This is a genomic window from Pseudomonas poae RE*1-1-14 (genome assembly GCF_000336465.1).
GTDB lineage: Bacteria > Pseudomonadota > Gammaproteobacteria > Pseudomonadales > Pseudomonadaceae > Aquipseudomonas > Aquipseudomonas poae.
The window spans coordinates 1,879,544-1,903,663 of the sequence record NC_020209.1; the positions used below are offsets into that span (position 1 = coordinate 1,879,544).

The window sequence follows — 24,120 nt, forward strand, 5'->3', positions numbered from 1 at the left end:
GAGAAGGCCACCTTAGGGTGGCTTTTTCGTTTTTCCGCCCCATCTAAGTCGGTATGCTGATGCGCTGCCGAGGAGAGTGAAATGGCCTACGATTTTGACCTGTACGTAATTGGCGCCGGTTCCGGCGGTGTTCGCGCGGCCCGCTTTGCCGCGGGCTTTGGTGCCAAAGTGGCCGTGGCCGAGAGCCGCTACCTGGGCGGTACCTGCGTCAATGTCGGTTGCGTGCCGAAAAAGCTGTTGGTGTACGGCGCGCATTTTGCCGAAGACTTCGAGCAGGCCAGCGGTTTTGGCTGGTCCTTGGGCGAAGCGAACTTCGATTGGGCGACGTTGATTGCCAACAAGGATCGCGAGATCAATCGCCTCAATGGTATCTACCGCAAGTTGCTTGTCGACAGCGGCGTCACGCTGCACGAAGGGCATGCGCGGTTGGTCGACCCTCATCAGGTGGAAATCAATGGCGAGCGGTTCACCGCCAAGCACATTCTGATCGCTACCGGTGGCTGGCCGCAGATTCCGGAGATTCCGGGGCGCGAACACGCGATTGGCTCCAATGAGGCGTTCTTCCTCAAGGACCTGCCCAAGCGCGTACTGGTGGTGGGTGGCGGCTACATTGCGGTCGAGTTTGCCGGGATCTTCCATGGCCTGGGCGCCAATACCTCGCTGTTGTATCGCGGTGACCTGTTTCTGCGCGGATTCGACGGCTCGGTGCGCACGCACTTGAAAGAAGAGCTGACCAAGCGCGGCCTGGACCTGCAGTTCAATGCCGATATCGCGCGTATCGACAAGCAGGCTGACGGCAGCCTCAAGGCGACGCTCAAGGATGGACGTGTGCTGGAAGCCGATTGCGTATTCTACGCGACTGGCCGTAGGCCGATGCTGGACAATCTCGGCCTGGAAAATACTGGCGTCAAACTGGACAAGCGCGGCTTTGTCGAAGTGGACGACCTGTACCAGACCGCTGAAGCATCAATCCTGGCGATTGGCGATGTGATCGGCCGTGTGCAGCTGACCCCGGTGGCCCTGGCCGAGGGCATGGCGGTAGCGCGTCGTCTGTTCAAGCCCGAGCAGTATCGCCCGGTGGATTACGCGATGATTCCGACGGCGGTGTTCAGCCTGCCGAATATCGGCACTGTTGGCCTGACCGAAGAAGACGCAAAAGAGCAAGGCCACACGGTGAAGGTATTTGAAAGCCGCTTCCGGCCGATGAAACTCACCCTCACCGAATGCCAGGAAAAGACCTTGATGAAGCTAGTGGTCGACGCCGACACCGATAGGGTGCTGGGCTGCCACATGGTCGGCCCTGATGCCGGCGAAATCGTGCAGGGGCTGGCGATCGCGCTCAAAGCGGGCGCGACCAAGCAGCATTTCGATGAAACCATCGGCGTGCACCCGACGGCGGCGGAAGAGTTCGTCACCATGCGCACGCCGGTAGCCGACTGATCAGGTGTCAGGCGCTGCCTCTGGCGTCGTCGCAATGACAGCCGCCAGGCGCAGCGCTTCAATGCTGGCCTGGGCCTTGATCAGGTCCAGTTCCAGCGTCTTGTTCTGCTGTTGATGCTCGGCCAGCGCCTCCTGGCGTGACTGGTTCTCCAGCATGGCCACGCGCAAACGCTCCTGCAGCAGCGTGCGTTCGCTTTCAATTCGGTTTGCCTGTTCGCTCAATGCGAGTTGCTGGGCTTGGTCCTTGCGCGTCTGTTCCTGCAGCGCATTCAACTCCTTGGCCGTGACGCGGTGCTCGATCAGCAGGCGCTCGTTGTCACGGTGCAGCTGGGTGATCTCGTCCTGACGCACCATCGCGCTTTGCTGGGCCTGGCGCAGTTCAGCCTGCAGTTGCTGCAACTGACCCTCATGTCGGCGCTGTTCCTGCTCGCGCTGTTCCTTGATCGCGTTGCGGTAATGCTCAAGCGCGTCGCGGGCATGCAGGTGCTTGTCTTCCAGCGAACGAATCTGTTCGTCCTTGTCGTTGATCCTCAACACGTAATCGCTGCACGCCTGGCTGAGCCCGGCGTTGCGCGTCTGCTCGGTTTGCAGGCTGGCGCTGGCGGTTTGCAGTGCAGCGCTTTCTTCTGCAAGCGCTGCGGCCTGGATATCGAACTGCTGCTTGAGCTGGCTATGGGCAAGCTCAAGCGCTTCCAGCTGGCCGAGCAGGGCGGCCTTGTCCTGTTCGAACTGCGCCTGGGCCAGGTCGATCGGTTCTTGGGCCTTCTCTTTGAGGCGCTGGGCCAGCCGTGACACCAGTTCGCCGAGTTCGTCGTCGATGGGCGCCTGGGTGATGGTTGCCCGAGTTTCGCTTTCGTCCAACTCCTTTAGATACCGATGAATAGTGGTCTTCGAACCGGTATTGCCCATCTCGATGCGTACCGCGTCGATGCTGGGGTTTTCGCCACGGGCAATGATCGCCATGCGCGCCGTCTGGACTACTGCTTTATTGATGCCGCCACGAGCCATGGGGTCTCCGTCGATTTCGTACCGTGGTACAGGGTATGTATTTACATACCGTATCACATATCGAAAATCCTTTACATTCATGATTTAACAGATGGGATATTGGCGTATTATCCCGTGTAATGCGCATTGTGAGCGCGAACACCCCTGCCATCAGTACGAAAAGGCCTGCCATGAGCGATCTGGAGCGGTATCTCAACGCGGCCACCCGCGATAACACGCGCCGCAGCTATCGCGCGGCCGTCGAGCATTTCGAGGTGAATTGGGGTGGATTCCTGCCCGCCACCAGCGACAGCGTGGCGCGCTATCTGGTGGCGCACGCAGGCGTGCTGGCGGTGAATACGTTAAAGCTGCGGCTGTCGGCGTTGGCGCAGTGGCACATCAGCCAGGGCTTTCCCGACCCGACGAAGGCGCCGGTGGTGCGCAAGGTACTCAAGGGCATTCGGGCCGTGCACCCGCTTCAGGAGAAGCAGGCAGAGCCGTTGCAACTCATTCACCTGGAGCGGGTGGTGGCCTCTCTGCAGGCAGAGGCGCAAGACGCGAGTGAGCAGCAGGATCAGCCGCGATTACTGCGCGCAAGGCGCGACACGGCGTTGATCCTGCTGGGATTCTGGCGCGGGTTTCGCAGTGATGAGCTGTGTCGCCTGCAGATCGAACATGTGCAGGCCACGCCCGGCGCGGGTATCAGCCTGTATCTGGCGCGCAGCAAAAGTGATCGCGACAATCTCGGCAAGACCTACCAAACGCCTGCGCTCTTGAGGCTGTGCCCAGTACAGGCCTACAGCGAATGGCTCAGCGCCTCGGCTCTGGTACGCGGCCCGGTGTTTCGCGGCATTGACCGCTGGGGCAATCTGGGCGAGGAGGGCTTGCACCCCAACAGCGTGATTCCGTTGTTGCGTCAGGCGCTCCAGCGCGCGGGGATAGCCGCCGAGCAATACACCAGCCACTCATTGCGCCGGGGCTTTGCGACCTGGGCCCACCGCAGTGGCTGGGACTTGAAATCGCTGATGAGTTACGTCGGCTGGCGCGACATGAAATCGGCCATGCGCTATGTTGAGGCGACGCCCTTTACTGGCATGACCCTGGCCAGCCAACCGTTGCTGTGAGATTTCTTCTATTAATACAGCTACCTGATAGGGAAAACCAATCACCAGCATCAGGTTTGCCAATGAGCCATCGACGTAAAGAGTGGTTAGGATTCACCCCATCAACTTCATAACCCCTGACGGAGAGTCAACGATGCCTATCATCAACAGCCAAGTAAAACCGTTCAAAGCCACCGCATTCAAAAACGGCAGCTTCGTAGATGTGACCGACGCTGACCTGAAAGGCAAATGGTCCGTTGTGTTCTTCTACCCAGCCGACTTCACCTTCGTTTGCCCAACCGAACTGGAAGACCTGGCTGACAACTACGCCGAATTCCAGAAACTGGGCGTCGAGATCTACAGCGTTTCCACCGACACCCACTTCGCCCACGCTGCCTGGCACAACACTTCGCCAGCCATCGGCAAGATCCAGTACACCATGATCGGCGACCCGACCCTGACCATCTCCCGCAACTTCGATGTGCTCATCGAAGAAGCAGGTTTGGCTGACCGTGGCACCTTCGTGATCAACCCTGAAGGCCAGATCAAGATCGTCGAGCTCAACGACGGCGGTGTTGGCCGTGACGCTTCCGAGCTGCTGCGCAAAATCAAGGCTGCCCAGTACGTCGCTGCCCACCCGGGCGAAGTGTGCCCAGCCAAGTGGAAAGAAGGCGAGGCCACTCTGGCTCCGTCCCTGGACCTGGTCGGCAAGATCTAAGTCTGTGAAGCACCCAGGGCGGGTATCCGCACCTACTCAGTAAGCCGCAACCGCCCTCAAAAAACGCCCGGGCGAGATTCGCTCGGGCGTTTTTTTATACCCAGAATTAAAGGAAATCGCCCTCATGTTGGACGCCACTCTTAAAGCTCAGTTGAAGTCATACCTGGAACGGGTCACCCAGCCGATTGAGATCGTCGCCTCCCTCGATGACGGCGCGAAATCCCAGGAAATGCTTGCCCTCTTGCAGGACGTGACCAGCCTCACCACGCTGATCACCCTGAACACCGATGGCAATGATGCGCGCAAGCCGTCGTTCTCCATCAACCGCCCGGGTGCCGATATCAGCCTGCGCTTTGCCGGCATCCCCATGGGCCATGAATTTACTTCGTTGGTGCTGGCCCTGCTGCAAGTCGGCGGTCACCCCTCCAAAGCCAGTGTCGACGTGATTGAACAGATTCGCGCCCTTAAAGGCGAGTTCAGCTTCGAGACTTACTTCTCGCTGTCCTGCCAGAACTGCCCGGATGTCGTCCAGGCGCTGAACCTGATGGCGGTGCTCAACCCGAACATCCGTCACGTCGCCATCGACGGCGCGCTGTTCCAGGCAGAAGTCGATGAGCGCCAGGTCATGGCAGTGCCCAGCGTCTACTTGAACGGCGTGAACTTCGGCCAGGGCCGCATGGGTCTGGAAGAGATCCTCGCCAAACTCGACACCAGCGGCATCGAAAAAGCCGCCGAAAAAATCAGCGCCAAGGACGCCTTTGATGTCCTGGTGGTTGGCGGTGGCCCGGCCGGTTCTTCGGCCGCCATCTACGCTGCCCGCAAAGGCATTCGTACCGGTGTGGCTGCCGAGCGTTTTGGCGGCCAGGTGCTGGACACCATGTCCATCGAGAACTTCATCTCGGTGCAGGAAACCGAAGGGCCGAAGCTGGTCAGTGCCCTGGAAGCCCATGTGCGTCAGTACGACGTTGACATCATGAATCTGCAGCGCGCCAGCAGCCTGATCCCGGCAAAAAATGCCGGCGACCTGCACGAAATTCGCTTCGAAAGCGGTGCGACCCTCAAATCCAAAACCGTGATTCTCGCCACTGGTGCCCGCTGGCGTGAAATGGGCGTGCCGGGCGAGCAGCAATACAAAGCCAAGGGTGTGTGCTTTTGCCCCCACTGCGACGGTCCGCTGTTCAAGGGCAAGCGCGTGGCGGTGATCGGCGGCGGTAACTCCGGCGTGGAAGCGGCCATCGACCTGGCCGGGATCGTCAGCCACGTCACCTTGCTCGAGTTTGACAGCAAACTGCGCGCTGACGCCGTGTTGCAGCGCAAGTTGCACAGCCTGCCGAACGTGGACGTGATCACCAGTGCGTTGACCAGCGAAGTCAAAGGTGACGGTCAGAAAGTCACTGGCCTGGTGTACAAGGATCGCGACAGTGGCGAGTTCAACACCCTCGACCTGGAAGGCATCTTTGTGCAGATCGGCTTGCTGCCTAATACTGACTGGCTCAAAGGCACTGTGGAGCTGACACCGCGCGGTGAGATCATCGTCGACGCCCGTGGCGAAACGTCACTGCCTGGTGTGTTCGCTGCAGGCGACGTGACGACCGTGCCGTACAAGCAGATCGTGATTGCGGTGGGCGAGGGCGCGAAGGCCTCCCTGAGTGCTTTCGATCACTTGATCCGCTCTTCGGCGCCGGCTTGATACAGGGCCCGTAAATGAAAAACCCCATGAGCGATCATGGGGTTTTTTCGTTACAGCGGTGCGGGCTGAATGATCTCGACCCAGTACCCGTCCGGGTCCTTGATAAAGGCCAGGCTCTTCATGCGACCATCCGTCAGACGCTTTTGAAAGTCGCAGCCCAGGGCTTCGAAACGTTCGCAGGCAGCCACGATATCCGGCACCGAGATGCAGATATGGCCAAAACCGCGAGGGTCGGTATTACCGTTGTGGTAAGCAAAATCCGCGTCGTTTTCAGTGCCGTGGTTGTGGGTCAGTTCCAGAATGCCCGGAATCGACTTCATCCACTGGGTACGCGCGGCCGCGTCCGCTGGAATCTGCGCTTTATCGACAAGGGCGAGGAAATAGAGGCTGAATTCGGCTTCCGCGAAATCGCGTTTTTCTACCAGGGAAAATCCCATCACGCGCGTATAGAAGTCCAGCGACCGAGTGATGTCCTTGACCCGCAGCATGGTGTGGTTGAACACGAAGTTCGAAGTAGCGGTGTCAGGTTGGGCGGTGACGCCCGGCAAGGTGTTCAGTTCGTGCAGGCTCATGGGCCCTCCAGAAAAAATGGGGCAAAGCGGTCCCTTGGCTTGCGGCAAGCATCCGTGCTGCACGGTCATGATACGCAAGGCCCGCCGGTAGCGCCAAAAGAAAAGGTCACGCAGCCCTTGCGAGTCGCGGGTGCGGGGGCTCAAACTTTAATGCTTGAACCTTGGGCGTTTTTGCAATGATCCAGTCACGTAACCCGCTGTTGAGTGCTTTGTGTTTATTGTTGGCCAGCCCGCTGGCATGGGCGGCTGATCCGCAAGTTCACTGGCCCAGTGGCTGGCAGGTAGAGGCCGTGGCGCCTGATACGCAGGCGCCCTCGGTCGCCGCAAGCGTGTCGCGCCAACGGGCAATCAAGAACGACGAAAATGGTGCGACCTTGATGGTCATGGAGCTGACCGCCACGCCCATCGAGGCGGGGCATAAAGTCAATCTGCAAGGTGTGTTGCTGGAGATGCGCAAATCCATCCAGAAGGATTTCGCGCAGGGCGGTTATCAAAGTGTGTGCACCAAAATTCACGCCAGCACATTAAGCCGTCTCGATGCGCTGGAATCCACCTGCGTGATTACCGAGAATGGCAGGCATGTACTCTCACAAACATTAGTCGGTGCCGTCGATGCCGATAAAGCCTACGTATTTTCATTCGCGGGGCAGGCCGAGGCTTATGAAGCAAGCAAGGGTGAAGTCAGTTCAGTGCGCGACACGCTCAAACTTTAAGTGTGGGGTACTTATCGATTTTGAACAAAATGAAATAATATTTAAGTTCGATTTCGAACCCTTCAATAAAAAGCCCCGCATAAGCGGGGCTTTTTATTAGTGCAGCACGATCAGCCGCGCAACCAGGAGTCTACAGTGGCAGCGCCATACTGTTCTTTCCAGGCTTTAAGGCCGCGATGGTTGCCGCCCTTGGTTTCGATCAGTTCGCCGGTGTGCGGGTTGTGGTACACCTTGACCACGCGTGCACGGCGCTGCTTGGGAGCGGCGGCGGCTGCAGCGCCGGCCTTGCCCGGGTTAGGATCAAGGATGGAGATAATGTCGCGCAGGCCTTTGCCGTAGTGCTTCATGAGTGCCTGAAGTTTTTCTTCGAATTCGATTTCTTTCTTCAGGCCGGCGTCGTTCTTCAGGGATTCCAGCTGGGCGAGCTGCTCTTGAAGGGCTTTTTCTGCTGCGCGAAATTCGGCGAGTCTGGACAAGATCTTTACTCCAATAGTGTAAGTGGCTGACATCAACTGCAGACAAAGCTATAAGCCAAAAGCGTTAAAACGACTTAAGTAAAATGGCGTCTGCGGGTGCTGCACAGGCAGGAAAAATTGTAGTAGTTAATCCGTCTTGAGTAAATCAAGTCTTTTGTCTGAACTCTACTATTTCACATTGCTAGTCGCTGGCTATTCAATGGCGAACCAAAGATTTAATGAATTCGGGCCCGGGTAACGGCCGTCCAAACAGGTAACCCTGCAGGAAATCCACGCCGTGTGCGGCCAGGTATTCGCGTTGTTCGACCGTTTCCACGCCTTCGGCAACGATCGCCAGGTCGAGCTTTGCCGACAGTTCGATAATGCTGTCGAGGATATGGCGGGAGAGCGCATCGACGCCGATCATGGCGACGAAACTCTGATCGATCTTCAAGTAGTCAACATGGAAGTTGCGCAAGTAACCCAGGCTGGAATGCCCGGTGCCAAAGTCGTCTATGGCAATCATCACCCCCAGCTCATGCAGTGCGTTGAATAGTCGACGGGTGATGTCGGTGGGTTCGATCAACTCACGCTCGGTGAGCTCCAGCACCAGCGTGACGTGGCGTGGGGGAAAGGCGGCGAGAAACGCCCGGCAATCCTCCACCAGCTCAAGACTCCGGCAATGCCGGGCGGTGATGTTCACAGCAATGTGAAAGCCGGGTTTGAAAAGCCCTGCGTGCGGTGCCAGTTGTTCGGCAGTCTGACGCAGCAGGGCACGGGTCATCGGTACGATCAGGCCGCAATCCTCGGCCAGTGGGATAAACAGGTCGGGCCGCACCAGGCCTTCCTTGGGGTGCTGCCAGCGCATCAGCACTTCGCAGCCAGCCCATTCGCAGGTATCGCCGCGTACCACCGGCTGGAAATACGCAAGAAACTCATTGGCGCCCAGGGCGCGCCGCAGTTCATGGGTGGGCGGCGACACGCGTTTTTGCAGACCATGTGCGAGCAGGCCCGCCAGTACGCCAAAGAACAGCACCAGGCTGAACAAGGCGGGGTAGCGCGCCTGCATGTAGCGCCAGACTTCACCCGCCGGCATACCGGCGTCGACGTTGAACTGATAGCGTTCGGAAGCGAGGTGATGATGGGCCACGGCAAACGTCGGAACTGCAGTGTCGTGTACTTTGCCGTCGTTCCCCAGCCAATTGACGCCCACTTGCAGCACCAGTTGCGCATGGCGGCTGAGCAGGCGCAGCGTGTTGGTCAGGTGATAGCCATCGATTGAGGCAAAGGCGCCCCGGTCACCGTCGACCTGGCGGTACACCAATAAGGCCGTGTCGGGAGTCACCGGGTTGCCCTTCATCAACAGAAGATGTCCGCCCACGTAGTCCGCCGGATTAATGTGCGACACATGATCGCTGCCGAACAGCGACGTGCAGTACATGTTTCTCTGCCAGGACAAGGTCGTCGCCCGCACAAACGGCCCCCGTGTCACCTGTTCACGCAGCGCCAACTGCGCGGCCTGGTCGCAGGGTTGGCCGGCCAGCGGCAACAGAGCCTGGGTGGCGAGTGCGGTGTGGTCGAGCATCAGATCGACTTGACGCACGGCTTCCTGGGCGGCTTGCAACGTGTTGTGGTCCAGGGTGCGCTCGGCTTGCCAGTGCAGAATGGCCACACCCAGCGCGATGGGCACCAGCGCGCAGAAAACGCTGATCGAATGGCGGGCCAGGGGCTTGCGGGGGCCTTTGATGGTTAAGGGCATGGGCGGCCTGTCAGGCGAGTGGGCGGGCCGGTGGCCGGCGCGAATACAGCGATGATAGATGCCCGGGCTTAAATATGCTTGCAATGCAGCAGATCAACGCACGCTCGACTTGCTTCACAAACACCTTGCACCGGGCAGTGCATTGGCGATCTGATAACACTGCGGACAAACAGAGTTACGCTGTGTAGAATCGATTTACGCATACAAGAATATGGACTTGCGCTCACGCAAGCCTCTGCCGTCAGAGACTGATGACACCATGAAGCTACTCGGTTCCCCCCTCATCTTTGGTGACTTCCTCGCCCGCAGCGTGCGAGGCCTTTCCTGCGCGCCGCCCTCAACCCTCATCCCTGCTCGCAACTGACCAACCGTCAACCATTTGCATGATGAGGCGCCGACCATGGCAGACCACTACGAAAACCCGATGGGCCTGATGGGCTTTGAATTTATCGAGTTCGCATCACCCACCCCGGGCACCCTGGAGCCGATCTTCGAGATCATGGGCTTCACCAAGGTTGCCACCCACCGCTCCAAGGACGTGCACCTGTTCCGCCAGGGCGAGATCAACCTGATCCTCAACAACGAACCCGACAGCCTGGCTTCGTATTTTGCGGCCGAGCACGGCCCGTCGGTGTGCGGCATGGCGTTTCGCGTCAAGGACTCGCAAAAGGCCTACACCCGCGCGCTGGAACTGGGTGCCCAGCCGATTCATATCCAGACCGGGCCCATGGAACTCAACCTCCCGGCCATCAAGGGTATCGGCGGCGCGCCGCTGTACCTGATCGACCGCTTCGGCGAGGGCAGTTCGATCTATGACATCGACTTCGTGTACCTCGACGGCGTGGAACGCAACCCGGTTGGTGCGGGCCTGAAGGTCATCGACCACCTCACGCACAACGTGTATCGCGGCCGCATGGCCTACTGGGCGAACTTCTACGAGAAGCTGTTCAACTTCCGTGAGGCGCGCTACTTCGATATCAAGGGTGAATACACCGGCCTGACTTCCAAGGCCATGAGCGCGCCGGACGGCATGATCCGCATCCCGCTCAACGAGGAATCGTCCAAGGGCGCAGGGCAGATCGAAGAGTTCCTGATGCAGTTCAATGGCGAGGGCATCCAGCACGTCGCGTTCCTCACCGACGACCTGATCCAGACCTGGGACGCATTGAAGCGAATCGGCATGCGCTTCATGACTGCGCCACCGGACACCTACTATGAAATGCTCGAAGGCCGCCTGCCCAACCACGGTGAGCCGGTCGATCAGTTGCAAGCGCGGGGTATCCTGCTGGACGGTTCATCGATCGAAGGTGACAAGCGCCTGCTGCTGCAGATTTTCTCGGAAACCCTGATGGGGCCGGTGTTCTTCGAATTCATCCAGCGCAAGGGCGACGATGGGTTTGGCGAAGGCAACTTCAAGGCGCTGTTCGAGTCGATCGAGCGCGACCAGGTGCGTCGCGGTGTGCTGACCGCCGACTGACCCATAAAAAGCCCGGCTTCGGCCGGGCTTTTTATTACCTGCCATTCAGGGCCGGCGCTGGCGCACCAGATGCTTGAAGCCTTCGAACACCAGCACCATCACCGCGATCCAGATTGGGATGTAAGTCAGCCATTCGCCCGGTTTGATGCCCTCGCCAAGCAGCAGTGCCACTAGCAGCAACAATACCGGCTCAACGTAGCTGAGCAGCCCGAACAGGCTGAACGCCAGCAGTCGACTGGCAATGATGTAGCTCACCAGCGCCGAGGCACTGATCAGGCCGAGTATCGGGATCAGCGCATAAAGTTTCGGGTGAGTCTCCATCACCGCAAATCCCTGTTCGCCGCTCTGCACGAACCACCAGGCGACCGGCAGCATCAGCGCCATGTCCAGCCACAGCCCGCCCAGGTGGTCAGTCTTGAGGTACTTGCGAATGATGAAATACAGCGGGTAGCCGATGATCACCACCAGCGTCGCCCAGGAGAAGCCTCCGGCCTGGAGCACCTCGTTGAGCACCCCGAGACCGGCGAAGAATACCGCGACCTTCTGCAGATAAGACAACTGCTCGCCCCACACCAGGCGCCCGGTGAGCACCATGGTCAGCGGCAGCAGGAAGTAACCCACCGACACGTCCAGGCTGCGCCCGTTGAGCGGCGCCCACATGAACAGCCACAACTGCAGGCCCAGAAAGGTCGAGGACAGCATCGCCCCGAGGATCAACTTCGGCTCGGCCGCTAGCCTGCGCAGCAACGCCCAGGCACGCCGCCATTCGCCGGTAACGAGCATGAACACGGTCATGCACGGCATGGTCAGCAGCATGCGCCAGCCGAAAATTTCCAGGCCGCTCAACGGCGTCAGCAACGACGTGAAGTAGTACATGACGGCAAACAACACCGAAGCCGAGACGGATAACACAACACCTTTAGACACGCTGCCCTCGCGCAAACCGTTTAATCCAATTCCAAGCGCAGATTATGGTGGTTTTAGCGAAGCAGCGTCGCGCTATTTTGGGGCGTTTTTTGACGGCTCCCGGCCCGATCACCGTATTGATCGTTTGGCGCGCCTCAGTCCTTCAGGCTGCGGGTCATCCGCAACGCCAGCACACTACCGGCCACAATCACCGCCGCCAGCAGGTACAACGCCATATCCGTAGACCCTGTAGCGTCCTTCACAAAACCCACAATGTAGGGGCTGAGAAAGCCGGCCATTTGTCCCATGGAGTTGATCAACGCCAATCCACCTGCCGCAGCTCCCGCGCTGAGCAGGGCGGTAGGCACCGGCCAGAACATCGGCAGGCCGGTGAGGGCGCCCATGGTGGCGATGGTCAGGCCGAGGATGGCAATTGCCGGCGTGGTCGCGAAATTCACTGCGATCACCAGGCCAACGGCGCCCATCAGCATCGGCACCACCAGGTGCCAGCGCCGCTCCTTGCGCAGGTCGGCAGAGCGACCCACCAGCAGCATGAACACCGCCGCCAGCAGGTACGGAATTGCGCTGAGCCAGCCAATCACCAGATTGTCAGTGAACCCCAGGTTTTTGATGATCGACGGCAGCCAGAAGTTGATCGCGTAAACACCGCTCTGGATGCAGAAGTAGATCAGGCCGAACGCCCAGATGGCCGGGTTCTTGAACACTTCAGCGAGCGAATCGGTGCTGGTTTTCGGCTTGTTCGCCAGGTCCGTGGCCTGGTCGGCCTCCAGCACCGCACGCTCGTGGGGCTTGAGCCACTTCGCATGAGCGAAGCTGTCGCTGAGCAGGAAGTAGGCGAGGGCGCCGAGGATCACGGTGGGAATGCCCTGCAACAGGAACATCCACTGCCAGCCGGCCAGGCCGCCTTGGCCTGCGGCGAAATGGTTGAGGATCCACCCGGAAAACGGGCTGCCAAGCAGGCCGGACACGGGGATCGCCGACATGAACAAGGCCATGATGCGTCCCCGGCGAAAGGTCGGGAACCACTGCGAAAGGTACAGCACCACGCCTGGAAAGAAGCCCGCTTCGGCGGCGCCGGTAAACAGGCGCAGGGTGTAGAAATGCGTGGGCGTGGTGACGAACAGCAGGCAGGTCGACAACGTGCCCCACACGATCATCATCAGGGCGATCCATCGCCGCGGGCCGAAGCGGGTCAGCGCCAGGTTGCTCGGCACGCCGCACAGCACGTAGCCGATAAAGAAGATCCCGGCCCCCAGGCCGTACACGGTTTCACTGAACTTCAGCGCGTCGAGCATCTGCAACTTGGCAAAGCCGACGTTGACCCGGTCGAGGTAGTTGAACAGGTAGCAGATGAAGATAAAGGGGATCAGGCGCAGGGTGATGCGCTTGTAGATGGCGTTTTTTGCGTCATCGGTGGCCGGTGTTGCAGCGGCGCTCTGGGACATGGCGGTCTCTCTTTATTATGATTTTTTGCGATGCACAGGTAACGTTGATCGCCCAACGAGTCTCGGCCAACCGGCAGCCCATTGTCTTTGTGCCCGCGCACAGTCGGTCATGCGTTGCGCTGTGCCGATGAACAACCTCGCTTTCAAGGAAAACCGCCCCATGTTCGAGCTTGATCATGACCTGGCGCAGGATATCGTCAATCGCACCATGGCGATCCTGCCCAATAACGTCAATGTCATGGACAGCCAGGGCCTGATCCTTGGCAGTGGCGAGCCGGGACGCATCAACACCCGTCACGAAGGCGCGCAACTGGTGCTGGCCAATGGGCGCGTGGTCGAGATTGACAGCCAGACCGCCAAACACCTCAAAGGCGTACAACCGGGCATCAACCTGCCGCTGCTGCATGATCAGCGTCTGATCGGCGTGCTCGGCATCACCGGCGAGCCGCAAGAATTGCGCACCTACGCCGAACTGGTGCGCATGACTGCCGAAATGCTGGTGAGCCACCGCCATCAGCAAACCGAACAGCAATGGCGGCGCCAGCGTTGCGATGACCTGCTGGCGCTGCTGTTGGCCGACAACGGCGACTCGCCGCGCCTGGTGGATGAAGCGCAACGCTTGGGCCTCAAGCCGCAAATGGCGCGCACGCCATACCTGTTTGAGCTGGGGCCTGGGCAATCTGCACAGGACCTGAGCGCTTGGCTGGCCTCACGCTACCCGGACAGCTGGTGCGTGAGTTCGGCGCCATCGTCTCTGCTGTGGTGCCGGCCCGCCACGGTGCTGGTGGACAATCCACGGCTGCTGGAAAAACTCGACGGCCTGGGCTGGAGCGTCCTGCGCGTGGCCATTGGCGGGCAGGCCGAGGGACTGAGCGCATTGCGCCGTTGCTACCGCCGCGTCGGCGACTTGCTCGCCTACGGCCGCGATGTGTTGCCGCAATCGCGCGTGCTGACCCTCAACCGCTGCCGCCTGCCGGTAATGCTCTGGCGCCATCGCCACGAAGACGCTCTGGATGAACTGCTCACCCCGCTGCGCCAGGTGATGGCCAGGGACACCAACGGCCAGTTGCTGGCGACACTGCGCAATTGGTGCGAGCACGATGGTCAGAGCCAGGCCTGTGCCGATGCCCTGGGCATCCACCGCAACAGCCTGCGCTACCGCATGGAGCGTATCGCCGAGCTCAGCGGCGTCGACCCGCTGACCCTGGACGGCATGCTCGCGCTGTATCTGGGCGTGCAGCTGTTGCCCCAGCCATTGTCACAATGAACAACAAACCCGCGCCGTACTTGTGCATCGGACAGGCGTCATCGAAGGTGGCAACTGGCAGCATGGACGTCATAAAAAAGGAGAACGCCCATGAAAATCATCATCGCCCCTGACTCGTTCAAGGACAGCCTGAGTGCCGCCGGTGTGGCTCAGGCCATCGCCGACGGGCTGGCGCAGGTCTGGCCAACTGCCGAGCTGGTGCAATGCCCGATGGCGGACGGCGGTGAAGGGACGGTCGATGCCGTGCTGGCGGCGTGCAACGGCGAGTTGCGCCGCCTGCCGGTTCGAGGGCCATTGGGCGTTACGGTTCAAGCACGTTGGGGCTGGTTGGCCGACAGCCACACGGCCATCATCGAAATGGCCGAGGCCAGCGGCCTGCAACTGGTCGCGCCGGGACAACGCGATGCGTGTTCCAGCAGCACTTACGGTACGGGGGAACTGATCCGCGCGGCCTTGGATCTCGGCGCCCGACGCATCATCCTGGCCATCGGTGGCAGTGCGACCAATGATGGCGGTGCCGGGGCGATGCAGGCCCTCGGCGTGCAACTGTTCGATGCCGCAGGCCAGGTGTTGGCGCCGGGTGGCCTGGCGTTGACGAACCTGGCGCGCATCAGCCTCGAAGGCATCGACCCGCGTTTGGCGCAGGTGCGCTTTGAAATCGCCGCCGACGTGAATAACCCACTGTGCGGTCCCCATGGCGCCTCGGCAATTTTCGGCCCGCAGAAAGGCGCCAATCCCCGGCAGGTGGAGCAACTCGATGCCGCGCTCGGGCATTTCGCCGACCACTGCGCCAGCGTGCTGGCTACGGATGTGCGCGACGAGCCCGGCAGCGGCGCCGCCGGCGGCCTGGGCTTTGCCGCCAAGGCATTCCTGAGCGCACAGTTTCGGGCGGGTGTGGACGTGGTCGCCGGACTGGTCGGCCTGGACGCGGCCGTTCGCGGCGCCGATCTGGTCATCACCGGAGAGGGTCGCTTTGACGCCCAGACCCTGCGCGGTAAAACACCGTTTGGCGTGGCACGCATCGCCCAACGGCACAGCGTGCCGGTGATTGTGATCGCCGGCACGCTGGGTGAAGGCTATGAGCAGATGTATGCCCATGGCGTTGACGCTGCCTTTGCCTTGCCTTCAGGGCCCATGACTTTGGAGCAGGCTTGCAGCGAGGCGCCACGCCTTTTGCGTGAGCGCGCATCGGATATTGCGCGGGTGTGGCGGCTGGGGGCCTCGGTTCAATCGGTGACGAAGCAGATCCGATAGCGCTCTGGTTTACGACCATATGCCAGGTAATCACCGACGCTCTGATTGACGCAGGCGCTGCTATCAGAAAAAGACACACCATGCTGATAACCGCCCTTGAGCAACGTCATGTGAGTGTTGGGCAGGCTTTTGAAGGCTTTTAACGCGCCCGCTGTGGGTGTCTGGTCGTCGAACTCGGCCTGGACCATCAGAATGCTGTCCACTTGTTTCAGCTTTTTCAGCGGTACGCCGGTTAAGGGGCGAGCGCTCCACCCAGCGCAGTGCGCAGCCTGAAAAAAGCTGCCACCCACCGGATAGTGAGTGGCATACCGGTTTTCCCTGTCAGTCCAGAATGCCTGTCCCGCCGCCGGCGTGTCATTGCATAGAACGGTGCTGCGTACGGAATCTGCCGGCGTCAGCTTCAGCGGACCGGGTACCAAGCCATTCCAGGGTTCAGGGTTACGGATGAGCGTGAGCACGTGCATGAACGCGCTTTTAGCCGACTGATCCACCCCTGCGTCGGGACTGAATCGATAAGCGCGCGCCCTGGACAGCAATGCGGCGTCGTTCTCGTCGGGCGTTTCACGCAACCATTGGCTGAGCAGGCGTGCTGCCATTAAATAGGTCGCAGAGCTGTAAAGCTCGTTGTCAGAGCGCAGGGCTACCCGAACCTCGGGGACCAGGCCCAGGAATATGTCGCGCACTGCTTTGGGGTCGCTACCCAGCTGATAGACATGCGGACGACTGGCGGCTGGCTGCGCGACAAAACGCTCGAAGATTCTTTCCTTCTCTGGCGCCTGGATGAGTGAGGCTTCCTGAAAAGTCGATGTCCAGTCCGTGTTCGAGTCAAGCACCATGCGGCCAACGTGCTCCGGGAACAGTCCTGCATACCAGGCACCTAGCCAGGTGCCGTAGGAGTTTCCAACGTAATTGAGTTTTTTCTCCTTGAGTAAACCACGCACGAACTCCATGTCGCGGGCGGTTTGATCGGTATTGATGTAGGGCGCCAGGCGCTGACTGGCGCAACCACGGGCCAGCACGGCGGCGTTGTGTTGCAGGGCCATGAGGTTGGCAGGGCTGCGGTCCTCGGTGATGTCGTTCTGCGCGACGATCAGCTCATCGGACTGGCACACCAGTTGAGAATCCTTCGTGCTGCCCAGTCCTCGCGGCGTCAGACCGATGACGTCATAGGTGTCTATCAGGTGCCGATACGCCTCGCCTGCGGCCCTGTCGCCATAGTTTTTCCAGATGGAAGCCAGCAGCACCGCAAAGCCATCGGCTTCAGCGCCGGGTCCGCCCGGATTGGTGAATATCGCGCCTTCTCGCTTGCCTGGCTGGCGCGCAGTCACCCGGGTGATATCCAGGTCGAGGGTGCCGAGCGAGGGCTTCAAGTGATTCAACGGCACGCGGACAGTCCCGCACTGTGTTCTGGCAACGACTTCCGGGTCCAGACCGCTGATAGGCCGTCCGTCACAGTTGGCGAGCCATCGAATAGGTTCTGCCTGTTTTCTGGTGGAGCAGGCACCGCTCGCCAATAGCGCCATGATAAGAAGGCTGCCCAATACTGCTCGTTGCTTGTTCACTGTTTGAAGACCTGGCCTGTGGTTGGATGGCCGGGAGTATTACAAGGCCGGCCTGGCCGTGAATGTAGGAAAGTACGACGCTTTTTACTGGCTGTCTCCGGGAAAGCACGTTGCTTTCTTTTACGTCGCGGTCGCCTCTACACTGGACGGCCACTATGCCTTTCAAAGGATGAACGCATGCATGCGCCTGAGACCCCCATCGTGATCCAGCGCTTTACCGAGGTCCATCTGGAAGGCGTCACCGCGCTTTATAACGAGCCTGCCGTGTGCAGGCAGGTGCTGCAGATGCCCTTTCAGTCAGTCGAAGCCTGGCGCAAACGCCTGGTGCTGGATAACGAGCGCCGACTCCAATTGGTTGCGCTGCACGGCGGCGAAGTGATCGGCCAACTTGGCCTGGAGCAATACCTGCGGGTGCGCCAGAGCCATGTCGGCTCATTGGGTATGGGCGTAGCCACCGCCTGGCAGGGCAAAGGGGTGGGCTCCCGTCTGCTCGCGGCCGCTCTGGACGTGGCCGACAACTGGATGAACCTGCACCGGGTGGAATTGACGGTGTACGCCGACAACGAAGCCGCGCATTGCCTGTACCGCAAGTTCGGCTTCGAGGTGGAAGGGCGCTTGCGCGACTATGCCCTGCGTGACGGTGTATTCGTTGACACATTGAGCATGGCGCGCCTTCGCCCTTCAGCTTGATTGGCCCGGCGCGCACGCGCTCAATCGTTACTTCAACGGCGTCAACGGTGGCAGTTTCCATTGCCCATTACCCACCTCGGGCTTGGGCAGATACACCCGCAGCACGGCATAGAACGGGCCAGGGGGCGCCGGCAGCCAGTTGCTCTGCTCGGCCTTGGGCGGCTCGTGGTGCTGCAGCGCCAAGGTCAGGCCACCGTCGGCGTCGCGCTTGAGGGCGGGCAGCATGCGGGAATTGATCAGGTAGCGCTTCTTGTGGTTGGGCACCAGCAAGCGGGTCCTGGCGTCATACATCGTCAGCGACCAGAACGCATCGGCCGGCGGCAATTGATCCTTGGCAAAATGCACGGTGTAGCTGTGGCGTGCACCATTGGCCGGTTTTCCTTCGCTGTCGACGAGGTATTTGAAGTAGGCCGCTTCATCACTTGAGTTGCCGAACATGCCCGTTTCGGCACCGGCGTAGCGGTACAGGTAATTGTTCTGCAGGTGGTCGCGGCTGCCGTAAAGGTCTGCGCTGGTGACCTGACGGGTGTCGATCCGGTCTTTCTTCAATGCAGCGAATTCGGCCTTGGCGTCGGCGATGCCGTCTTCCAGCGCCTTGCGTTGCTCTGCCGTCAATTGTTTAACCTTGAACGGCGCGCCCGGGGCAATGCCGATTGTGGCAAAGCGCGCGAGCAGCTCCTTTTCACTGTCCTGGGGCGCGGCAAAGGCCAGCATGAAGTTCAGGTAACGAAACAGCTGCGGGCCTTCGGTCATGGTCGCCATCGGCTTGGGCCATTCGATCTTCGCCACCTTGGGCGGTGCGGCCTGTTTCACATAGCCGCTCAGCGGCTGCACCTTGTAGCCGTCCTGGATCTGCCTGACCTTGTTCAGGTCCTTCTCGTCAAACAGCTGCGTGCGGTACAGGGCGTAGGCAATATTGCTCTCGCTGTAGACCACCCGGTCGACGTCCACCGGCTGCTGACCTTTCCAGTCGGGCCCTGCGATCATGTAGTGACCGCCGTTGTTGCCCGTGCTGCGGGTGCCCAGGTAGGCGATATTCTGGGTATACAGGTCGATCAACTGCACCGAGTAATAGCGGTCGTCTTCGATTTTCGGCAGGGTCAACACCAGGGGCTCTCTGCGCAGGTCCATCCACACGAAGGAGTAGGGCGTGTCCGCGTTGGGGCTGGGGAGCACGGTGTCCTTGGGCGTCAGGACCTGCGTGGTATTGCCGATCTGGTTGAACGGTGCCTTGTAGTTGACACCGCCTTTGTCGACCGCCTGGGTGTAGAGCGTCCTGTACATCTGCACCACCGGAAAACCGTACAGGTAGGCTTCCTTGGCGATCGCTCGTGCTTGGGCCGGCGTCGCCGTGAAGTCCGCCCATGCGCCGGTACTCATGAGGAGGGAGAGGCTCGCCAGCACCAGGCGCGCGGGTTTTCCGATCATGTTGTTGCGTCCTTCCAAAGTTCTTTTGACTGACGGGAGATGAAGGCGACGAGTTTCCCGTTTTATTGGGCAAACGTCACGTTAATCCCTGCAGGACGCTGAACTGAGCAAGTGGGGGGCAGGTATCAGGCAGCGGGCAGCATTGACTTGACCTTGTCGCGCAGTTGGTCAATCGAGAATGGCTTGGCAATGACCTGCATACCATCGGGCACATCGATGTTGTCGGCGTAGCCACTGGCAAACAGGATAGGCAATTGAGGGCGCAATTCACGTACTTTGCTTGCCAGTTGCTTGCCGTCCATGTCCGGCAGGCCGACGTCGGTCATCATCAGGCTGATGACCTCTTGGCTATTTTTCACGAATGCCAGTGCCTGCTCGGCGTCAGCGGCCTCCAGCACAGTGAACTCCAACTCTTCGAGTACATCGACGATCAGCATGCGCACGATGTTGTCGTCTTCTACTACAAGGATGGTGGAGGGGGTAGCGGACATAATGAAGGTTCCCGAGGATTGAGAGGGCAGGTCTTTAGCGGTTGAAGGGCTGCTTTCTAATGAGTCGCTTCAATCTCTGCAAGTTCCGTTGGCGCGGCATTGTGAAGGGAATGAGGGGAAATGTCGCGCCAGGCGCGCAGCCTTTAAGCGAGCGCGCAGGGGGCGTAAGGGGATTTGAGTCGCTGCCGGAACAGCGCAACGGCTTGAAGCCGCTATCCGTTGCGCCTGTTGAGCGACTTACAGCTCGTTCATGAACAAATCGTCAACCTTGCCGGGCACCGATTTGACCGCCGCGTTGAGGTGACCGGGTTCAAAAGCCGATATTTTGTATTGAGGCGCACTCGTGGACGGGCCAAAGTGGTTCAGCAAGCTCTTCGTGCGGCCGCTGTTCAAGAAACTGTCCAATCCCTTGCGCATCGCGGCTTCATCGGCAAAGAGCGCCAATCCAAAATTGGGATCGAAATAAAACCATTCCTTGTGCTGACCGGATACGACAACGCCGGCTGTGATGCCGTGGTCAGGGCCATTGATTAACAGTGTTTTTGAGGTCTGAGCACTGGCCAGCTCTGAAATGATTGCGGTGTGAGTCACCTGGCGGGACTCCATGCCGAGATGGAACTGTGAACCGAGTATGCCCTGATAGTCCTCCAACTGTTGACGGAACTTGACCGTATTGACCGCTCTCCTTTGTTCTCGCGCGGCTTTGGCGGGGTCTGTCACGCGCAACCTGGCTATTTCGTCGGCACTGAGTGGAGGGACCATCGAAGCGTAGAGGTTTTTAATGAATGTATCCCGTTTGTTGTAACGAGTGGCTGCCGCAATGATGTTGGATATCGCCGCGCACTCTCCTTCAGACATCAAGGCAATCTGGCCGAGCACGAGACCTTGCGGAACGGGTATGAATGTGCCGTCTGCGGCTTTGACCTCATCGCTGAACACCCTTGAGTTCTCCAGGCTGACAAGGGACCGGCGATTTTCCATGTACCGGACCAACCGGCCAATTTCCTCCGGCGTGCGTCCGGGCACCAGCGTAAGCTCGGCCAGCTCATTATTGCTCAACGTGTCCGAAAACCCGGGGATCGCCTGAGGTTTACCCGCGTCGTACCCGCGCTTGAAGCCGGCCGCATCGGTTAGTTCGGCGATATCGCGCTTGGCTTTGAATTTGGCAGGCAGCATCTCGAGGTCATCAATGCGTCTGACCAGGCTGCCCAATTGCATAGGCGTGCGCCGTCTGGCCACCGCCAGGCGTTTGAGGTCATCGATCTTCAACGCTGGGGTGTAGCCGTCTATGTCTTGCGGGTGCGCGGTGTTCTGCCCCCTGATATAGGCGGCGTTATCCTCGGCTTTCGCCGCGACGATGGCCGCCGAGTAGTCCCTGCGAAAAGTGCTGTTATGGGCAGGAGACGTGGAACCAAACATCCATCGCCAGCCATCCCCGAACGCTCTGATTTCACCGTCCAGGGCGACGGCCGCGGGATTGAAGTCCATGCGTGGCGAACCGTAAGACGCACCACTGGCAGGATCGTACGCGTACCACTGGCGCCCCTGGAGTACTGCGGTGCCCTGAACGGTCTGCCCGTCAACCTTGAAGGCACCTGCCGCGGCGCCGTCGTAGTGTTTGCTGGCCGCTTTGAGCAGATCGTAATTGCCACTTGCTCCCCTGAGCGCGGTGACCAGATCGGCCCCTTTGGCAAATCCCTTGCGTACCAGGTTGGCTCCTCCCACCAACATATCGCCCACCCCGCCAACGGGATTGAGAAACTCGAGGGCAGCCGCCCCAAGAAACTTTACCGCTTGGGTAGCCTTGCCAGCGGCTTTGAGACCCGACATGCCCTTGCCAAACACTTTTACCGCCTGCGCAGCTTTGCCCGCACCCAGCGTAAGCAGCCCGAATGCGTCCATGGCCAGATCACTGACCCCTTCAAAGGTATTGCCTTGCCTGAAGTTATTGATCGCCGATCGCAACGGAATCAGGTTGAGAAAGAATTCATCAATGACGCTCCCCAGCGCCCGCCCTCTGTCAAAGGAGGTAATGCCTCTGGCGTGATTGAGCAAGTCCTCGCCATCCAGCGCAAGCGCTTTGACGTACATGTCGGCAATAAAGTCGGTGCGCTTGGAGCGATAGCTGTCGGGGGTTTGAGCGCTAACAGGCTGCTCTTTTGCTTCGTTGTCACGCGCGCCGTTGTAGGGGTCCAGAAGCGACCTTCGAGTGATCAGATTGGCTCGCCTGACATCCATTTTTTCCGGGCTGTAGGGCTCACTGAACTTATCGGCCGGATGATCCTGTTTTTCAATGACCCCCGCGCTGGTGTTGACTTCATAAATAGTGACTTTACCGTTGAGCGTGGTCTTTATATGCATCCTGCGCCCACGCTCTGTCAGTTCCAGCGACGAAGTGAAATCCTTGGCAATTTTGTACTCGTTGGTGTGAAAAAACTTCACGTCGCCGTATTCAAGGTTCATGCGATCGGCCAGTGGCAACTTGGCAATCAGCTGTTTGACAAGTTCATGGTGGCCGTCGCCCAGGGATTTCATTGTGGCTTCATATTGCTTGCCAAATAGCTTGTTGACCTCAAGATGCTTTTTGGTCCTTACATAAGCATTGAACGAGGCGATCGGAATGCGCGGGTCTTTCTTAACCCATAGTTGAAATCTATCGAGCGTTGCACCTTCCATCACGATATCAAGCATCGAGCGTCGCGTAAGAAAGGCAGGGTAGACGCGACCTCCATTCTCGTTGCGTATCTGCAAACTCCTGATGTCAAATACGGCAGGATCAACCTGAGGAAACTCGGTTTTCAGATACTCCAACGCGATGTCCTTTCGACTGGGTACGGGTGACTCCAGTAACGCAGAAGACTTCACCAGAGCGTTGAGTCGATCGTTATAGGCTGTCTTGGCCTGTTGCATCTCGGCTGGCGAATGTTCGGTTTCGGATGGTTTCAACACGCCATTGGCTTGGGCCCAATCGCTCAGGGCGTCGCGTTGAGCCACTTGATTGGCGTAAGTGTCAGTCGCAATGGGCTCCGCCTGGGCGATCACCTCGGCGTAGGTCATGTTCTGCACCCGACCAGGTGTCTGCGCCTCGATCCTGGCGGCGGCAATGGTCAATTGCGTCCACATGGCAGAGCCTACGGTGACGCCGCCGGGAATGTCCTTAACCAGAAACTGGGGAGCGCTTGGGGCCAATAGTAGAAGGCTGGCCAGTTCGGCCGAGTGCTGTGTGGCCCGCCCTTTGCTCACTAGATGAAGGCCTAGTTTTTTCACGACCTCCGACGGGGTGAGCCCCCAATGGCTGGAGTCCAACAAGTCGAAACCGGCTACCTTGTTGCGAACGTTGTTCAAGGAAGATTCCGGATCCAAACTCAGGTTAATCGTCGTGAGTATGTAGTCGTAGATGCTGGTGTCCGAGGCCACACCGCCAAGGTGCGCTTGCAAGGCTTGCCCCAGCTCTACGGCCTTGGGGCTGTCGAGCAATGTCTGCAGCGCTGTGACCGGATCTTTCAAATCGCCTCGTGTCACCGGACCGCCCATCAGCAGATACCCCAGCACACCCGACGCCCAGAAGCGGGGCAGCGGCAAGCCTGACACCCCTGTGCGGCTGGAGTACAGGAATCGCTCAATACGACGCTGGTCAGCTTGCGAGATTGGTATTGGCCAGGACAGCCCACCGCCGAAATCACGCAAGGGAGGGACCGACGCTCTTTTCTCCAATACGTCTGCCAGCTTTTTAGCTTCGTCCAGGGTCTGCGGCAATTCATAGCCCAGGTCCTTGATGACGGCAGCCAGGGTCGGTGGAGTAGTGTGGGTCAGGGTTTCGGAGGAATTTATAAAGGGCACCAGAACATCGCGGTGCAACTGGTCGGAAAGCTTGTGAGCCACCCAGGTTGTCAGGTTGCGAAGCTTATCGGCAAGACTGAGCATATCCTGCTGGTCCGCCAGCAGTTGCCGCACGGTTTTGACCGCAGGTGTCGCAACAGCGGGCGAATGCTGCTGGGGGGATGGATTCACTGTTACCGCGCCAGCCTTTTTTGCACCCGCTTCAGGGGCTTCGGTGACAAGGTTCATCGGTCGATGCGCTACGCTGGTGATGCTCATTTGGAATACCTTGGTATGTAGGAAAGGCGCCTGACTGTTGGACC

At 59.5% G+C, this 24,120-nt stretch carries 19 protein-coding genes; 9 read left to right on the forward strand and 10 right to left on the reverse strand.

Annotated features, from left to right (window positions below; translation table 11 throughout):
• Window positions 1-81 precede the first annotated feature (81 nt).
• Complete coding sequence (gene gorA / locus H045_RS08430) at window positions 82-1,440, forward strand: glutathione-disulfide reductase (protein WP_015372043.1); 1,359 nt, start codon at window positions 82-84, stop codon at window positions 1,438-1,440.
• Here gorA and H045_RS08435 read toward each other — a convergent pair whose 3' ends face one another.
• A complete protein-coding gene (locus H045_RS08435) occupies window positions 1,441-2,448 on the reverse strand; it encodes a DNA-binding protein (RefSeq protein ID WP_015372044.1) in 1,008 nt (335 codons plus the stop codon).
• A 170-nt stretch (window positions 2,449-2,618) separates the two neighbouring features.
• Between H045_RS08435 and H045_RS08440 the strand changes: the two genes are divergently transcribed.
• The 3 genes from H045_RS08440 to ahpF all read left to right on the forward strand — a co-directional run bounded on the left by H045_RS08440 (window position 2,619) and on the right by ahpF (window position 5,938).
• Window positions 2,619-3,551: a site-specific integrase gene (locus H045_RS08440; protein WP_003230740.1), complete on the forward strand. Its 933-nt coding sequence runs from the start codon at window positions 2,619-2,621 to the stop codon at window positions 3,549-3,551.
• A 133-nt stretch (window positions 3,552-3,684) separates the two neighbouring features.
• Window positions 3,685-4,248 (forward strand): alkyl hydroperoxide reductase subunit C, encoded by a 564-nt coding sequence (gene ahpC / locus H045_RS08445; RefSeq protein ID WP_003191303.1) that lies wholly within the window; start codon window positions 3,685-3,687, stop codon window positions 4,246-4,248.
• Between the two features lie 124 nt (window positions 4,249-4,372).
• Complete coding sequence (gene ahpF / locus H045_RS08450) at window positions 4,373-5,938, forward strand: alkyl hydroperoxide reductase subunit F (protein ID WP_015372045.1); 1,566 nt, start codon at window positions 4,373-4,375, stop codon at window positions 5,936-5,938.
• Window positions 5,939-5,988: 50 nt separating this feature from the next.
• Here the strand turns inward: ahpF and gloA are convergent, their stop codons facing one another.
• Window positions 5,989-6,510: a lactoylglutathione lyase gene (gene gloA / locus H045_RS08455; RefSeq protein WP_015372046.1), complete on the reverse strand. Its 522-nt coding sequence runs from the start codon at window positions 6,508-6,510 to the stop codon at window positions 5,989-5,991.
• A 176-nt stretch (window positions 6,511-6,686) separates the two neighbouring features.
• Between gloA and H045_RS08460 the strand changes: the two genes are divergently transcribed.
• Entirely contained in the window at window positions 6,687-7,223 is a 537-nt protein-coding gene (locus H045_RS08460; RefSeq protein WP_015372047.1) for a DUF4946 domain-containing protein, read from the forward strand.
• A 110-nt stretch (window positions 7,224-7,333) separates the two neighbouring features.
• On the opposite strand, the gene H045_RS08465 is transcribed toward H045_RS08460, so the two are convergent.
• Together H045_RS08465 and H045_RS08470 are read right to left on the reverse strand one after the other, a co-directional pair.
• Window positions 7,334-7,699 carry a histone-like nucleoid-structuring protein, MvaT/MvaU family gene (locus tag H045_RS08465; protein WP_015372048.1) on the reverse strand — a complete coding sequence of 122 codons (366 nt, stop codon included), beginning with the start codon at window positions 7,697-7,699 and terminating at the stop codon, window positions 7,334-7,336.
• A 196-nt stretch (window positions 7,700-7,895) separates the two neighbouring features.
• Window positions 7,896-9,437 carry an EAL domain-containing protein gene (locus H045_RS08470; protein WP_015372049.1) on the reverse strand — a complete coding sequence of 514 codons (1,542 nt, stop codon included), beginning with the start codon at window positions 9,435-9,437 and terminating at the stop codon, window positions 7,896-7,898.
• A 400-nt stretch (window positions 9,438-9,837) separates the two neighbouring features.
• Between H045_RS08470 and hppD the strand changes: the two genes are divergently transcribed.
• Window positions 9,838-10,914: a 4-hydroxyphenylpyruvate dioxygenase gene (hppD, locus tag H045_RS08475; RefSeq protein WP_003230731.1), complete on the forward strand. Its 1,077-nt coding sequence runs from the start codon at window positions 9,838-9,840 to the stop codon at window positions 10,912-10,914.
• A 45-nt stretch (window positions 10,915-10,959) separates the two neighbouring features.
• Here the strand turns inward: hppD and rarD are convergent, their stop codons facing one another.
• Together rarD and H045_RS08485 are read right to left on the reverse strand one after the other, a co-directional pair.
• Window positions 10,960-11,841 (reverse strand): EamA family transporter RarD, encoded by an 882-nt coding sequence (gene rarD, locus H045_RS08480; RefSeq protein ID WP_015372050.1) that lies wholly within the window; start codon window positions 11,839-11,841, stop codon window positions 10,960-10,962.
• A gap of 134 nt (window positions 11,842-11,975) precedes the next feature.
• Complete coding sequence (locus tag H045_RS08485; protein WP_015372051.1) at window positions 11,976-13,286, reverse strand: MFS transporter; 1,311 nt, start codon at window positions 13,284-13,286, stop codon at window positions 11,976-11,978.
• Between the two features lie 160 nt (window positions 13,287-13,446).
• Here H045_RS08485 and H045_RS08490 point away from each other — a divergent pair, with 160 nt between their 5' ends.
• A complete protein-coding gene (locus tag H045_RS08490) occupies window positions 13,447-14,553 on the forward strand; it encodes a sugar diacid recognition domain-containing protein (protein ID WP_041931613.1) in 1,107 nt (368 codons plus the stop codon).
• A 90-nt stretch (window positions 14,554-14,643) separates the two neighbouring features.
• Window positions 14,644-15,807: a glycerate kinase gene (locus H045_RS08495; protein ID WP_015372053.1), complete on the forward strand. Its 1,164-nt coding sequence runs from the start codon at window positions 14,644-14,646 to the stop codon at window positions 15,805-15,807.
• On the opposite strand, the gene H045_RS08500 is transcribed toward H045_RS08495, so the two are convergent.
• Entirely contained in the window at window positions 15,780-17,369 is a 1,590-nt protein-coding gene (locus H045_RS08500) for an alpha/beta fold hydrolase (RefSeq protein WP_176717690.1), read from the reverse strand. The two genes, H045_RS08495 and H045_RS08500, sit on opposite strands and share 28 nt — an antisense overlap.
• Window positions 17,370-17,546: 177 nt before the next feature.
• Here H045_RS08500 and H045_RS08505 point away from each other — a divergent pair, with 177 nt between their 5' ends.
• Window positions 17,547-18,059 carry a GNAT family N-acetyltransferase gene (locus tag H045_RS08505; protein WP_015372054.1) on the forward strand — a complete coding sequence of 171 codons (513 nt, stop codon included), beginning with the start codon at window positions 17,547-17,549 and terminating at the stop codon, window positions 18,057-18,059.
• A 27-nt stretch (window positions 18,060-18,086) separates the two neighbouring features.
• Here H045_RS08505 and H045_RS08510 read toward each other — a convergent pair whose 3' ends face one another.
• The 3 genes from H045_RS08510 to H045_RS08520 all read right to left on the reverse strand — a co-directional run bounded on the left by H045_RS08510 (window position 18,087) and on the right by H045_RS08520 (window position 24,076).
• Entirely contained in the window at window positions 18,087-19,487 is a 1,401-nt protein-coding gene (locus H045_RS08510) for a DUF1254 domain-containing protein (RefSeq protein ID WP_015372055.1), read from the reverse strand.
• Between the two features lie 125 nt (window positions 19,488-19,612).
• Window positions 19,613-19,978, reverse strand: coding sequence for a response regulator (locus H045_RS08515; protein WP_015372056.1), 366 nt, complete (start codon window positions 19,976-19,978; stop codon window positions 19,613-19,615).
• 237 nt (window positions 19,979-20,215) lie between these two features.
• A complete protein-coding gene (locus tag H045_RS08520; protein ID WP_015372057.1) occupies window positions 20,216-24,076 on the reverse strand; it encodes a hypothetical protein in 3,861 nt (1,286 codons plus the stop codon).
• Between the last annotated feature and the right edge of the window lie 44 nt (window positions 24,077-24,120).